Source organism: Ruegeria arenilitoris, assembly GCF_013035315.1.
GTDB classification, from domain to species: domain Bacteria; phylum Pseudomonadota; class Alphaproteobacteria; order Rhodobacterales; family Rhodobacteraceae; genus Ruegeria; species Ruegeria arenilitoris_D.
In genome coordinates this window covers 73,673-86,680 of the sequence record NZ_WQHP01000008.1, presented here as the reverse complement: position 1 = coordinate 86,680, position 13,008 = coordinate 73,673, and the positions used below count along the sequence as shown (strand labels likewise).

General features: G+C 58.8%; 14 protein-coding genes. 3 read left to right on the top strand and 11 right to left on the bottom strand.

Annotated elements, in window-relative coordinates:
• Positions 1–70 precede the first annotated feature (70 nt).
• On the top strand, positions 71–880 hold the full coding sequence (cysE, locus tag GOV53_RS16960) for a serine O-acetyltransferase (RefSeq protein WP_170468557.1): 810 nt from the start codon (positions 71–73) through the stop codon (positions 878–880).
• A gap of 392 nt (positions 881–1,272) precedes the next feature.
• Here the strand turns inward: cysE and GOV53_RS16955 are convergent, their stop codons facing one another.
• The 6 genes from GOV53_RS16955 to GOV53_RS16930 form a co-directional block, all read right to left on the bottom strand.
• Positions 1,273–2,580, bottom strand: a complete 1,308-nt coding sequence (locus GOV53_RS16955) for a pyruvate dehydrogenase complex dihydrolipoamide acetyltransferase (RefSeq protein WP_170468555.1) — start codon at positions 2,578–2,580, stop codon at positions 1,273–1,275.
• Positions 2,581–2,594: 14 nt separating this feature from the next.
• The gene (locus GOV53_RS16950) at positions 2,595–3,968 is read right to left on the bottom strand and encodes a pyruvate dehydrogenase complex E1 component subunit beta (protein WP_170468553.1); all 1,374 of its coding nucleotides are present in this window, start codon (positions 3,966–3,968) and stop codon (positions 2,595–2,597) included.
• A 15-nt stretch (positions 3,969–3,983) separates the two neighbouring features.
• Positions 3,984–4,973 (bottom strand): pyruvate dehydrogenase (acetyl-transferring) E1 component subunit alpha, encoded by a 990-nt coding sequence (gene pdhA / locus GOV53_RS16945; protein ID WP_170427981.1) that lies wholly within the window; start codon positions 4,971–4,973, stop codon positions 3,984–3,986.
• Between the two features lie 175 nt (positions 4,974–5,148).
• Positions 5,149–5,448, bottom strand: coding sequence for an FtsB family cell division protein (locus GOV53_RS16940; RefSeq protein ID WP_170427978.1), 300 nt, complete (start codon positions 5,446–5,448; stop codon positions 5,149–5,151).
• A 164-nt stretch (positions 5,449–5,612) separates the two neighbouring features.
• Positions 5,613–5,957, bottom strand: a complete 345-nt coding sequence (locus GOV53_RS16935; RefSeq protein WP_170468551.1) for a lysozyme inhibitor LprI family protein — start codon at positions 5,955–5,957, stop codon at positions 5,613–5,615.
• A 59-nt stretch (positions 5,958–6,016) separates the two neighbouring features.
• On the bottom strand, positions 6,017–7,207 hold the full coding sequence (locus GOV53_RS16930) for a phosphoglycerate kinase (RefSeq protein ID WP_170468548.1): 1,191 nt from the start codon (positions 7,205–7,207) through the stop codon (positions 6,017–6,019).
• A gap of 136 nt (positions 7,208–7,343) precedes the next feature.
• On the opposite strand from GOV53_RS16930, the gene GOV53_RS16925 reads away from it, so the two are divergent.
• Together GOV53_RS16925 and GOV53_RS16920 are read left to right on the top strand one after the other, a co-directional pair.
• Positions 7,344–7,850, top strand: coding sequence for a peptidylprolyl isomerase (locus GOV53_RS16925; RefSeq protein ID WP_170427969.1), 507 nt, complete (start codon positions 7,344–7,346; stop codon positions 7,848–7,850).
• A complete protein-coding gene (locus GOV53_RS16920; RefSeq protein ID WP_170468546.1) occupies positions 7,843–8,391 on the top strand; it encodes a peptidylprolyl isomerase in 549 nt (182 codons plus the stop codon). Before GOV53_RS16925 ends, GOV53_RS16920 begins: the two co-directional genes overlap by 8 nt.
• A gap of 52 nt (positions 8,392–8,443) precedes the next feature.
• Here the strand turns inward: GOV53_RS16920 and aqpZ are convergent, their stop codons facing one another.
• The 5 genes from aqpZ to GOV53_RS16895 all read right to left on the bottom strand — a co-directional run bounded on the left by aqpZ (position 8,444) and on the right by GOV53_RS16895 (position 12,978).
• Positions 8,444–9,130, bottom strand: coding sequence for an aquaporin Z (gene aqpZ, locus GOV53_RS16915; RefSeq protein WP_170468545.1), 687 nt, complete (start codon positions 9,128–9,130; stop codon positions 8,444–8,446).
• Between the two features lie 111 nt (positions 9,131–9,241).
• Positions 9,242–10,051, bottom strand: coding sequence for a zinc-dependent peptidase (locus tag GOV53_RS16910; RefSeq protein ID WP_170468543.1), 810 nt, complete (start codon positions 10,049–10,051; stop codon positions 9,242–9,244).
• Positions 10,052–10,167: 116 nt separating this feature from the next.
• Positions 10,168–10,668 (bottom strand): bactofilin family protein, encoded by a 501-nt coding sequence (locus GOV53_RS16905; protein ID WP_170427958.1) that lies wholly within the window; start codon positions 10,666–10,668, stop codon positions 10,168–10,170.
• Complete coding sequence (locus GOV53_RS16900) at positions 10,658–11,983, bottom strand: DUF5930 domain-containing protein (protein WP_170468541.1); 1,326 nt, start codon at positions 11,981–11,983, stop codon at positions 10,658–10,660. Before GOV53_RS16900 ends, GOV53_RS16905 begins: the two co-directional genes overlap by 11 nt.
• Before the next feature lie 179 nt (positions 11,984–12,162).
• Positions 12,163–12,978 (bottom strand): ferritin-like domain-containing protein, encoded by an 816-nt coding sequence (locus tag GOV53_RS16895; RefSeq protein ID WP_170468693.1) that lies wholly within the window; start codon positions 12,976–12,978, stop codon positions 12,163–12,165.
• Between the last annotated feature and the right edge of the window lie 30 nt (positions 12,979–13,008).

The window sequence follows — 13,008 nt, the reverse complement described above, 5'->3', positions numbered from 1 at the left end:
AGATCACGGGTTTGCGTTTGGTCTTTTTGCCACTAAATGGCATCCTAGGCGCAGCAAAGGATGAAAAGCCATGTTCGAAACGCGCAGTCATGTGACCCCTGTCGACCCTGTTTGGGATCGTATCACGGCCGAAGCTCAGGCAGCCGTGGAAAAAGAGCCGCTGATGGGCGGGTTGGTGCACGCTTGTATTCTGCATCACCGCAGCCTGGAACGCGCACTGTCCTACCGGATTGCCGCCAAGCTGTGCTCGAACGAAATGTCGATGATGGTCCTGCGCGAGATCGTGGACGAAAGCTATGCCAACGATCCGTCGTTGATCGAAGCCGCGCGTGCCGACCTGATGGCCGTGTACGAACGCGACCCGGCCTGCCACCGGCTATTGCAGCCGATTCTGTACTTCAAAGGGTATCAAGCCATGCAGGCCTATCGCGTGGCGCATTGGCTGTGGCGCAAGGGGCGTTATGATCTTGCGTATTTCTTCCAGATGCGCTCGTCCGAGATTTTCGGGATCGACATCCACCCTGCTGCAAAGATCGGCAAGGGGATCATGATCGACCACGCCCATTCCATTGTAATCGGTGAGACGGCCATCGTCGGCGACAATGTCTCGATGCTGCATTCGGTGACGCTTGGCGGGACCGGCAAGGAAGAAGAGCAGCGTCATCCCAAAATCGGCGATGGTGTGCTGATCGGTGCGGGCGCCAAGGTTCTGGGCAACATCGAGGTTGGCCATTGCAGCCGGATCGCGGCAGGCTCGGTCGTTCTGCAAGAGGTTCCCGCCTGCAAGACCGTTGCCGGTATCCCTGCCAAGATCGTGGGTGAGGCTGGGTGCGATCAGCCAGCGATCTCAATGGATCACATGCTGGGCAAAGACCAGTAAGTCACCTGAGATCAAGCGGTTGATCGCTCTTGTTTAACCGCTTGTTTCGTTTCTCTTTTCGCCGCTTTTTTCGTTCTTCCTTGCGCTTCGGACGCTCGGCCTGTCGTTTTGCGGTTTCGACTGGGTCAGAGGTAAATGCTGAATGCTCACCGGGATAGGTGTTGGGTTTTGCGAGTGTTGACGCGGGCAGCCCGACCGAAATGGCCGCAATCAGAAAAGGGATAGCCGGATACATGCGGGGCATAGCGCACCTGTGTTTGAGGTCTCTTCACAAACAAGGTGGTCAGAGGTGCGCAAGGTCGCAACTTGTGCGGGGATCACAGACGCTCACATCACGGTTGTGATCGGGATAGGCCGCGCCGATTTGGTACTGGCGCGGCCTGTGATTTTTGTTAGGCCAGCATGACCATCGGATTTTCCAGGTTCTCTACGATAGCTTTGAGCAGTTCAGCGCCCAAAGCCCCGTCGATGACCCGGTGATCGACCGACATGGTGACCGACATAACGGTCGCCACGGTCAGTTCTCCGTCATCGCCGACAACCGGCTTTTTGACACCGGTACCGACTGCGAGGATGCCCGCATGCGGCGGGTTCACGATGGCGTCGAAATTGTCGATGCCAAACATGCCGAGGTTTGAAACCGCAAACGTGCCGCCCTGATATTCATGGGGGGCCAGCTTGCGCTCGCGGGCGCGGGCGGCCAGATCCTTCATCTCGGTCGACAGTGCTGACAGAGATTTGGTGTCGGCATCCTGCAGAACCGGAGTAAACAGCCCGCCCTCAATTGCGACCGCAACGGCCACGTCCGAAGGTTTCAGCTGAAGAACCCGATCACCGGCCCAAACCGCGTTGCAAGCGGGAACCTGTTGCAGCGCGTTGGCGACGGCCTTGATGATGAAGTCGTTGACGCTCAGCTTCACGCCGCGGCCTTCCAACTGCTTGTTCAGCTGGCTGCGGAATTTGAGCAACGCGTCCAGCTTGATGTCACGGCGCAGGTAGAAATGCGGGATCGTCTGTTTGGCTTCGGACAGGCGCGCGGCAATGGTTTTGCGCATGCCGTCCAGTTGGATTTCCTCGTATTCGCGACCTTCGTACATCCGCGCGACCATATCCGCCGATGGACCGGAGGGTGCGGCTGCAGGTGCAGCAGAGGCAGGCGCGGCTGCAGCGGCCGGGGCGGCAGCGGGTGCGCTTGCTGATGCGCCTTCAACATCGGCTTTCACGATGCGACCGTGCGGGCCGGAGCCTGTGATTTGAGCCAGATCCAGCCCTTTCTGGGCCGCAATGCGACGGGCCAGCGGTGAGGCGAAGATACGACCACCATCCGCTTTGGCCGGAGCAGCCGGGGCAGGGGCGGGCGCCTCGGGTGCCGCAGGCGCGGCAGCCTCGTTGCCCGCGGCGGCTGGCGCCGCCTCAGGAGCTTTGGTCGGAGTGGCCGCGATGTCGTCGGCGCTTTCGCCCTCTTCCAGCAGAACTGCGATCGCGGTGTTGACCTTGACGGCTTCGGTGCCTTCCGGGATCAGGATCTTGCCGATGGTGCCTTCATCAACAGCCTCGAACTCCATTGTGGCCTTGTCGGTCTCAATCTCAGCCAGCAGATCGCCGGAGGAGACAGTGTCGCCCTCCTTGACCAGCCATTTGGCAAGCGTGCCTTCTTCCATGGTCGGAGAAAGGGCGGGCATCAGAATTTCTGTAGGCATCTGTCTGTCGCTCCTTACCGATAGGTCACTTGCTTGACGGCAGCGATCACCTCATCGGTGGTCACCAGCGCCAGTTTTTCAAGGTTCGCGGCATAGGGCATCGGAACGTCCTTGCCGGTGCAGTTGATGACCGGCGCATCCAGATAGTCGAACGCCTCTTGCATCACCACGGAACTGATGTAGCTGCCGACCGAGCCTTGCGGCCAGCCTTCTTCGACGGTCACCAGACGGTTGGTTTTCATAACCGAGTTGATGATCGCGCCAGTGTCCATCGGGCGGATGGTGCGCAGGTCGATCACTTCGGCGCTGATCCCGTCTTCGGCCAGCTTGTCGGCGGCTTCCAAGGCGAACTGCATCCCGATGCCAAAGCTGACGATGGTCACATCCGTGCCCTCGCGCCAGATGCGCGCTTTGCCCAGCGGGACCGTCAGGTCATCCACCCGTGGCAGGTCGAACGAACGACCGTAGAGGATTTCGTTTTCCAGGAACACAACCGGGTTGGGGTCACGGATTGCCGATTTCAGCAGACCTTTGGCGTCGGCTGCGGAGTAAGGCATCACCACTTTCAAACCAGGCACCTGCATGTACCATGCGGCGTAGTCCTGCGAGTGTTGGGCCGCCACGCGCGCAGCGGCACCATTCGGGCCGCGGAACACGATGGGACAACCCATCTGACCGCCGGACATGTAAAGTGTCTTAGCGGCAGAGTTGATGATCTGGTCGATCGCCTGCATGGCGAAGTTGAAGGTCATGAACTCGACAATCGGCTTCAGTCCGCCAAAGGCCGAGCCGACGGCGATGCCGGTAAAACCATGCTCGGTGATCGGGGTGTCGATCACGCGCTTGGAGCCGAATTCGTCCAGCATGCCCTGGCTGATCTTGTAGGCGCCCTGATACTCGGCGACTTCTTCGCCCATCAGGTAGACATCTTCGTCCGTGCGCATTTCTTCGGCCATCGCATCGCGCAGCGCCTCGCGTACGGTCTGCTGGATCATCGGTGCATCTGCCGGCCAGTCCGGGGACAGGTCCACCTGGGGCGCAACAGGAGCGGCAGCGACAGGGGCGGGGGCCTCAACCGCCGCAGGGGCAGCCTCGGTCTCCGCCGCGGCTGCGGGTGCCGCCGCTGGAATGGCCGAGGCATCTTCGCCTTCTTCCACCAGCACCGCGATGGGGGTGTTCACCTTGACGCCTTCGGTGCCTTCCGCGATCAGGATCTTGCCGACGATGCCTTCATCGACTGCTTCGAACTCCATCGTTGCCTTGTCAGTTTCGATCTCGGCCATGATGTCGCCGCTGGATACGGTGTCGCCTTCTTTGATCAGCCATTTTGCTAGCGTGCCCTCTTCCATTGTGGGCGAAAGGGCGGGCATGAGAATTTCGGTTGCCATGTCTTAATCGTCCTCTCAGGCGTAAATGTCGGTCCAGAGCTCTTCGACGGAAGGCTCGGGGCTTTCTTTCGAGAATTCGGCGGCCTGATTGACGATCTCTTTGATCTCTTTATCGATCGCTTTCAGATCATCCTCGGTCGCGTGTTTGCCGGTCAACAGCAGCTCGCGCACGTGTTCGATCGGGTCGCTCTGTTCGCGAACCTTCTGAACCTCTTCGCGGGTGCGGTACTTGGCCGGGTCGGACATCGAGTGGCCTCGGTAACGGTAGGTCTTGATCTCAAGGATATACGGACCTTTCCCCGCGCGGCAGTGCGCTACGGCCTTTTCGCCGGCTGCTTTGACGGCCAGCACATCCATGCCGTTGACCATTTCGCCGGGTATCCCAAAGGCCTGACCACGATGGTAAATATCGGCCGATGAGGTCGAGCGTGCTTGTGCGGTACCCATAGCGTACTGGTTGTTCTCGATCACGAACACGACAGGCAATTCCCAAAGGGCAGCCATGTTGAACGTCTCGTAGACCTGGCCCTGGTTTGCTGCGCCATCACCAAAATAGGTGAAGGTGACACGGCCGTTTTCCTTGTACTTGTCAGCAAAGGCCAAACCCGCACCCAGCGGAACCTGCGCGCCAACGATGCCGTGGCCACCGTAGAAGTGCTTTTCCTTCGAGAACATATGCATCGAACCGCCCTTACCCTTGGACAGTCCTCCGATGCGCCCGGTGAGTTCGGCCATCACGCCGCCCGGGTCCATGCCACAGGCCAGCATGTGACCGTGATCGCGATATGAGGTGATGCGTTTGTCACCTTCTTCTGCCGCGGCCTCAAGGCCGACAACAACCGCTTCCTGACCGATGTAAAGGTGGCAGAAACCGCCAATCAATCCCATGCCGTACAGCTGACCGGCCTTTTCCTCGAATCGGCGGATCAGCAGCATCTCACGGTAATAGGTGGTAAGTTCTTCCGCTGAAACGTTTGGTTTCTTTGTGGTTTTTCGCGCAGCCATTGTGGCGATCTCCCCCTCTCGGCAAGATAGTTTAGCGTTAAACTATCTCATAAAGCATTTCCTGCGTTCTGGCGAGAGTAAATGTGACGCAGCGTCGGAACGCGCTTGGTTTGGCCCAAATGCGTAGATCAGACGCGGTGCGTGACAGGGATGTGAAGAAGAGATGCGGTCCGGATCAGCGGATGACGATTTCATCCGAGCGGATCATGCCCAGCACGGAGCGCGCCTGTTGATCCAGGAGGTCAAGATCAAGATACGTATCAGACAGGCGGCGCGTAAGGTTCTCCATCTCTGCGATCTCGGCTTCAAGCTTTGCCAGATCGCGCGACAGGGCGTCCCGTTCCGCTGCTATTTCGACCCGCCGAAACAGGCCATAGTCGCCCTGCACGGCGGCAAAGGTGAAATAAACACCTAGCATGAACGCCACCATGAAGAATGCAACTGCGCCCAAACCGGGCCGATGGGAACGGGACACTCTGTTTACCGCCGTATGAAGTCTGCCTCAATAACGTGCCCTTTGCGGACATCTGCGAACACTATGTCATAGGTGATTCGGCTTGTGAATCCCTGGATTCGCACTTTTTGGCGTTCGACGAAAAAATGTGATCTTCTATGGGCAGTGACCGCGCAGATATCGCATCAACGCCAAGCGGCCAGTTCCTGATTTCGCTTCAGGGTCTGCTCTTCCATGCAGGCCCAATAGAACATCTGCGCAGCACTGCCATCGCTTTTGAGTTCGGGGTCACAGGTTGCATCCCTGCGTTTCAACCAGGCGCGCTGTTCGTTCAACAAAGCCTGTCCGTTTCCGCGCGTATCCGCCGCTGGTTTGATCTCTTTCCAGATGCGGTTCAGCTCTTTATCCGCGATTTCCCATTTCTCTTTGGCACAGAAAGTGGCGTCGATCTGAGTTTGGCCGGCACAATGGGACTGCGCGCCGGAAACAGTGGGCAGAAGGATAACAGCAAGGGTGGCAACGGCTTTCATGGCCCATCTCTCGGTTTGCGGGAGAATACCACGAATGCCGATTGCCGCCCAGAAAGGGGTTATTGGTCCAGTGCTGCAACGCCGGGCAGGGTTTTGCCTTCCATCCATTCCAGGAATGCGCCACCAGCCGTCGAGATGTAAGAGAAATCCTTGGCCGCCCCGGATGCATTCAGCGCGGCCACCGTGTCTCCTCCACCTGCAACCGATACCAACTTGCTAGCCCGCGTCAGCTCTGCTGCTTTGAGGGCGGCGGCGTTGGTGGCGGCATCGAACGGTTCGATCTCGAATGCGCCCAGCGGGCCGTTCCAGATCAGGGTTTGGCTTTTCTCAAAAATCTCGGTGATCGCGGCAACGGTTTCCGGGCCTGCGTCCAGGATCATGCTGTCTTCCGGGCACTGGTCGGTAGGCAGAACCTGATTGGGTGCGTGCGCCTCAAACTTCTCGGCGACAACAATATCGCGCGGCAGGATGATCTCACACCCGGTCGTCTTAGCCTTTGCCAGAATTTCGGAGGCGGTGTCTTTCATCGCCACCTCTGCCAGCGACTTACCGACGTTGACGCCTTGCGCCACAAGGAATGTGTTGGCCATGCCGCCGCCGATGATCAGGTAGTCCACCTTTTCGATCAGGTTGCCCAGCAGGTCCAGCTTGGTCGAAACCTTGGCCCCACCTACAACGGCAGTCACGGGGCGCTTGGGCGTGCCCAAAGCGGCCTCAAGCGCGCTCAGCTCTTGTTGCATCAGACGACCCGCACAGGCGGGCAACAGGCGAGCCAGCGCCTCGGTCGAGCTATGGGCGCGGTGTGCGGCTGAGAAAGCGTCGTTGCAATAGATGTCACCCATCTTAGCCATGCCCGCGGCCAGCTCAGAGCTGTTCTTGGTTTCTGCTGCGTGAAAGCGCGTGTTTTCCAGCAAAAGCACTTCGCCAGCGGCCAGATTTGCGGCGGCGGTTTCTGCCTCGATCCCAACGCAGTCATCGCCAAAGCGAACTTTGGTGCCAAATGCGGCTTCCAATGTGGGAACAAGCTGCTTCAGCGACAGGTTCTGGCGACGTTCTCCGCCCGGACGCCCAAAATGCGCTAGCAGGATTGGCTTGCCGCCAGCGGCCAGGATGTCTTTGACAGTCGGTACAATGCGTTCGATCCGCGTGGCGTCGGTGACAACCCCGTCGACCACCGGCACGTTGATGTCCACGCGCACCAGCACGCGCTTGCCGTTCAGGTCCATGTCGTCCAGTGTTTTCCAGCCCATCGCGCAATCCTCGACAATTGTGAAAGTGATTTAGGCGGTTCTTTTCCTTCATTTTGCCCTCAGGTCAATGCGTCACTTGGCATTCACGCCCCTGGCGCATAGTTATTTGGCCAAGACCAAACGACAGGAGGGCCTCATGGCCGAGATCAAAGATCCCGAAAACACAATCATCATCGAGCTTAAGGGCGGCAATGTCGTCATTGAGCTGCTGCCCGACGTGGCCCCCCAGCACAGCGCTCGCATGAAGGAACTGGCGCGCGGTGGCGAGTATGACAACGTGGCCTTTCACCGTGTGATCGACGGCTTCATGGCGCAGACCGGAGACGTCCAGCACGGTGACATGGAAGACGGGTTCAACATTCGTATGGCTGGCACCGGTGGGTCGTCTCTGCCGAACGTTCCGGCGGAGTTTTCGAAGCTGCCGCATGACCGTGGCACGCTGGGCGCGGCGCGGTCGCAGAACCCGGACTCGGCCAACTCGCAGTTCTTCATTAACTTCAAAGACAATCACTTCCTGAACGGTCAGTACACCGTATACGGTCGTGTGATCGACGGGATGGAACATGTTGACGCGATCACCCGCGGTGAGCCGCCAGCAAGCCCTGACCGGATGATCAGCGTCAAGGTGGCGGCTGATGTATAAGCTCGTCGCTGCATTTGCCCTGTTGGCCAGCCCCGCGCTGGCCACTGGTCTTGAGATTGAAATCGAAGGCGAGGGGGCCAATGGCACCGTCACCATCGACCTGTTCGACGATCTTGCCCCCAAGCATGTTGAACAGATTTCGAGTCTGGCTGCCGAAGGCAAGTATGATGGCGTGGTGTTCCATCGCGTGATCGACGGCTTCATGGCGCAAACCGGTGATGTCGAACATGGCCGTCTGGGCAGCGATATGAGCCGCGCGGGTTCCGGTGGATCGGACCGCCCCGACCTGCCTGCCGAGTTCTCGGACTATAACTATGACCGGGGTGTCGTCGGCATGGCCCGGACGCAGGACCCCAACAGCGCCAACTCGCAGTTCTTCATCATGTTTGCTCCAGGTCCGTTCCTGAACGGGCAATACACAGTTGTCGGTCAGGTCACCGAAGGCATGGATGTCGTGGATGCGATCAAACGTGGCGAGGGCCAGAACGGCGCCGTCATCGGCCAGCCGGATGTGATGAAAAAGGTTACCGTAATCGATTAAAGAAAAGACCCCGACGTGTTTGACGCGCCGGGGTCAATCATTTCTGGACGGCTCAGTCGTCGCCCATTGCTTTCCAGATCAACGCTCCGACGGCTGCACCGATCAGGGGCGCGACCCAAAACAGCCAAAGCTGTGCCAAGGCTGGGCCATCAGCAAACAGAGCAACGCCTGTCGAGCGGGCCGGGTTTACGGATGTGTTCGTCACCGGGATCGAGATCAGGTGGATCAGCGTCAGGCAGAGCCCGATTGCGATCGGGGCAAACCCTTCGGGGGCAAAGTTGGACGTCGCGCCTAGAATGACGATAACAAAGAACGCGGTCATCACGATCTCGATCACCAGAGCTGATGTCAGTGAATACCCCTCGGGCGACGCAGCGCCGTATCCGTTCGATGCAAAGCTGCCGACACCTTCAAAGTTGGGCGCGCCGCTGACGATCAGATACAGAACAGCGGCGGCGGCTATCGCGCCGATCACCTGGGCGATCCAATAGGGGATCAGATCCTTGGCCGGGAACCGCCCGCCGATCATCAGCCCAAGGCTGACCGCCGGGTTGAAATGCCCGCCCGAGATATGCCCGACCGCGTAGGCCATGGTCAGAACCGTCAGGCCGAAGGCAAATGAAACGCCCAGCCAGCCTATGCCCACATCGGCCACTCCGGCGGCTAGAACCGCGCTTCCGCAGCCTCCAAGCACCAACCAAAATGTACCAAAGAATTCAGCGATGAGTTTTGATGACATCAAAAGTCCTCCAGAAAACAATGGTTTCAGTGTAGTTCAAAAATCAGATTTTGTTAAATTTTATGTGATCTGGCTGAGAAGGCCGCAGGAGCCCAATCCAAAAAAGCGTTGTCAGATCCACTCTGCCGGGTCCAGACGGAACAACTTGGACAGTTGATCATAAACCTCCGGCACCTCAGATTTGAGCGCGCGGGGTTTTTCAAAGAACACCTCGACAGAGACAGCAAAGAACTCTTCATGACCGGTCGCGCCATAGGGGTCGATGACGGTGTTCCGCCCGTGCTCGACCGCGTGGACATGGGCGTCGTAGGCGGTCAGAAAGACCCGCTCCCACTCGGCAAAGGTTTGACCGTCGCTCAGGATCGGAACGCCGTTGGTGCCGCCTGACAGGTCGTCGATCTGATGGGCGAATTCGTGCAAAACCACGTTTTGCCCGTCATGGTCATTCAGCGCGCCCAACTCGCTGTGTCGCCAGGACAGGATCACCGGACCGCGGTCCCAGCTTTCCCCGGTGCGGACGATTTCCTTCTCGCTGATCACATAGCCATCCTGCCGACGTTGTCGCGACTTGAAGGCGTTGGGGTAGATCAGGATGGTTGTCAGGTTGTCGTACCACAGGTCACTGTTCACGATCAGCAGGCAAGCTTGTGCAGAGATGGCCAGTTCCATCTCTTCCGTGACCTCCAGCCCCTCGCACCCAAAGAAACGGACCTGATTCAGAAAAAGGTTTACCTTGCCGTCCAGTTTGACCCGCAAGTCCAGCGGCAGGCGGCGGATCAGTGGCACATGCTCTTCGATGATCTGGCGCTGGTGATCCGACAAGGGCGTGGACAGTAGCTGTTGGCGCTTCTGGGATTTGGACCAGTGGCGATACAGAACGAAGCCAGCGATAAGCGCCAGGGCGAGAAAGAAGAACAGCATGGGGGTCACTATAGGCGCAAGGCCCCCGGTTGAAACCGGAAATCCCATCCGGCTGGGCGAAAGAAAAACGCCGCAGGTCTCCCCGCGGCGTTCCAAACCAATTCAGGTGGTCAGCGTTACTGCTTGACCTCTGCGGCCGGGTTTGCGCCCGCCTTGCCGCTGCGGCCAGGGTTCAGTGGATCGTCCTGACGCTGAACCGAACCTTCGAAATGCGCACCGCTTTCGATTGCGATGGTCTTGTGGATGATGTCGCCTTCGACACGTGCGGTCGAGGTCAGGCGGACTTTCAAGCCACGCACGCGACCCACGATGCGGCCGTTGATTACGACATCATCAGCAGTGACTTCGCCTTTGATCGTCGCGGTCTCACCGATGGTCAGCAGGTGTGCACGGATATCGCCTTCGACAGTGCCTTCAACCTGGATATCGCCCGAGGTCTTGAGGTTGCCCGTGATATGCAGGTCCGAGGACAGAACCGACGCCGGCGGCTTGGGCTTGGGCGCGGTGCTGGCCTTGTTTTCTGTCGGTGCAGACGCGGCCGGTGTCGCCGGAGCGGCAGGTTTTGCCGCCTCGGGTGCAGCGGACGAGGGCTCGTTGATTTTGCTCTTAGAAAACATTTCTCGCAGCCTTGATGTAAGTCATTGGGTTAACAGGTTTTCCGTTCACGCGCACTTCATAGTGCAGGTGCGTGCCGGTTGACCGTCCGGTGCTACCCATATCAGCAATATGATCCCCGCGCGAGACCCTTTGACCAACCTTCACACGTATCTTTGTGTTATGGGCATAAAGTGTCTCAATTCCGAAGGCGTGCTTAATTTTTACCAGCCGACCAAATCCGGACTGCCATCCCGCATGGGTGACAACGCCGTCTGCGGTGGCAAAGATGTCGGTGCCGTGGGCACCGGCGAAATCGGCGCCGTTGTGCATGCGGCGACCACCTGTTTTGGGGTCACGGCGCGTCCCGAAACCGCTCGTGAATCGCACGACGGAATTAACGGGGCTTGCAAACGGCGCTTTCTCCGCTGCGATGCGATACAGGTTTAGCTGATCCATTTGTTGCAGCAGAGCATTCGCGCGGATCTCGTCGGGGGTCAGTTCCTCACCGCGCGTACTATAAGAGATGGGGGTTAGGGGGCCGCCCATGCCGCTGTAACCGCGGCGGACTTCTTCGATGATGCGGTCGGTTGGCATACCGGCCTTGCGGAACATTTTGTCCAGTGGCTCGACCGAGATCACCATCGCCTCTTCCAACTGGCGGAAAATCTCGTCGCTGCGTTCCTGCATCAGCCGGATTTCCAGTTCCAAATCGTCACGCTGTTCCAGCGCATTCTTGGCGTTGGCTGCGATCTGGTCGCGTTCTTCTGCCGTGCGCGCCAGCGCTTCGGTCATGAAATTCATCTGCTCGGGGTTGCCGACGGCGGCCATATACATGTCGCCGTCGCCTGCTTCCTGCTGCAGTTTGGTCAGCTCAGTGCGGGCCTCTTCGCGCTGCTTCATCGTCGCGCGGAGTGTGGTCTGGATGACCTCAATCCCGGTCTCAAGTTCGCGGCGGCGGTTTTCCGAAGCCAGCAGCTCGGACTGCATGGCCGAGATTTGCTCTAGCGCGGCATTGAAACGGTCTTGTGCGGCTACGGCCTCTTGCGCACGCATGTCGCGCTCGGCGGACATGATGTTAAGACGTTCCTGATAGGTCGCCTGATCACGTTTGGCCTGTTCCCGGAAGTTGCCTGATCCGATGCTGTCCATCAACAGGATCGCGGTGGCGACGGCGGTCCATCCTACAAAAACAGCGACACCAGCAACGGCGACGATCTGCGTTTCCGAGCTGAGCCGGATGAACCGGGTATCGTTGTCCGATTTCAGAAATACACGGCGTTCAGGAAAATGCCGCTCAAGCAGTGAGTGTAATTTGATCGCCAGACGAGTTCTCACGCGTCTTACCTCTCCATCCCCAAAGATCGGGCCGGTCGTGAGTGATAGCCGTCCCTTGGGCGAAGTGAATAGAGGCAGAGTGGCCTTTGGGCAAGTTTGTTAACCAATCGACCCGGCGTTACAGGATTTTACCGCCGAATCTAGGCAAGAACTTGCCGATAACGTCAACTTGCGCGTGTTTATTGGGCTTGGCCCGGCAGCGGCATGTCTTCGGTCAGGGGCCAGTAGAAATCCGGCGGCAACCCGGCCTCGGCGCGTTTTTCCTCATTGAAGGGGGGCTTGAGGGCACCGTGGAAATACTTGCGCACAAGCTGGTGAAACACATCCTTGGGGTCGGCATTTTCGCGTCCGCACAGGAAATGAAACCACTTGGACCCGTAGGCCACGTGGCCCACTTCTTCAGCATAGATGATTTCCAGCGCGGCAATCGCCTGCTCGGCCTTGGCCTTACGGAAGATGTCGATCATACCCGGTGTCACATCCAGCCCCCGCGCCTCAAGCACCATGGGAACGACGGCCAAACGCCCCATGAGGTCCTCGGCGGTATCCTCAGCGGCGCGCCACATCCCGGCATGGGCGGGTAGGGCACCATAATGGCTGCCCATGTTTTCCAGACAATCGCAAACCATCTCGAAATGACGCGACTCTTCCTCGGCGCATTTGACCCAGTCGTCGTAGAAACCAACCGGCATCGGCACGTGACCGAACCGCGCGATGATGTCCCAGTGCAGGTCCACTGCGTTCAACTCGATATGCGCAACCGCGTGCAGCAGGGCAATGCGACCGGCTTCTGATCCGGGTTTGCGCTTGGGAACTTCGCGTGGCGACAGCAGTTCGGGTTTATCCGGACGGGCCGGATTCAGCGGCGGCGTTGCGGTGCCGATCTCAATCGTTGGGGCGTCCCCCTTGCGCGATGCGAACCATGCGGCGGCGTGGCGCTTGGACAAAGCTGTCTTTTCGCGACCATCGGCCGTGGTCAGAACTTCGGTCGCCATCTGGGTCAGTGTTTTTGGCACTGGCTTGCT

Bases quoted from the DNA above. Each gene is read 5' to 3' on its own strand.
- cysE (WP_170468557.1), top strand. From the start codon at position 71: ATGTTCGAAACGCGCAGTCATGTGACCCCTGTCGACCCTGTTTGGGAT.
- GOV53_RS16955 (WP_170468555.1), bottom strand. From the start codon at position 2,580: ATGCCTACAGAAATTCTGATGCCCGCCCTTTCTCCGACCATGGAAGAA.
- GOV53_RS16950 (WP_170468553.1), bottom strand. From the start codon at position 3,968: ATGGCAACCGAAATTCTCATGCCCGCCCTTTCGCCCACAATGGAAGAG.
- pdhA (WP_170427981.1), bottom strand. From the start codon at position 4,973: ATGGCTGCGCGAAAAACCACAAAGAAACCAAACGTTTCAGCGGAAGAA.
- GOV53_RS16935 (WP_170468551.1), bottom strand. From the start codon at position 5,957: ATGAAAGCCGTTGCCACCCTTGCTGTTATCCTTCTGCCCACTGTTTCC.
- GOV53_RS16930 (WP_170468548.1), bottom strand. From the start codon at position 7,207: ATGGGCTGGAAAACACTGGACGACATGGACCTGAACGGCAAGCGCGTG.
- GOV53_RS16925 (WP_170427969.1), top strand. From the start codon at position 7,344: ATGGCCGAGATCAAAGATCCCGAAAACACAATCATCATCGAGCTTAAG.
- GOV53_RS16920 (WP_170468546.1), top strand. From the start codon at position 7,843: ATGTATAAGCTCGTCGCTGCATTTGCCCTGTTGGCCAGCCCCGCGCTG.
- aqpZ (WP_170468545.1), bottom strand. From the start codon at position 9,130: ATGTCATCAAAACTCATCGCTGAATTCTTTGGTACATTTTGGTTGGTG.
- GOV53_RS16910 (WP_170468543.1), bottom strand. From the start codon at position 10,051: ATGCTGTTCTTCTTTCTCGCCCTGGCGCTTATCGCTGGCTTCGTTCTG.
- GOV53_RS16905 (WP_170427958.1), bottom strand. From the start codon at position 10,668: ATGTTTTCTAAGAGCAAAATCAACGAGCCCTCGTCCGCTGCACCCGAG.
- GOV53_RS16895 (WP_170468693.1), bottom strand. From the start codon at position 12,978: ATGGCGACCGAAGTTCTGACCACGGCCGATGGTCGCGAAAAGACAGCT.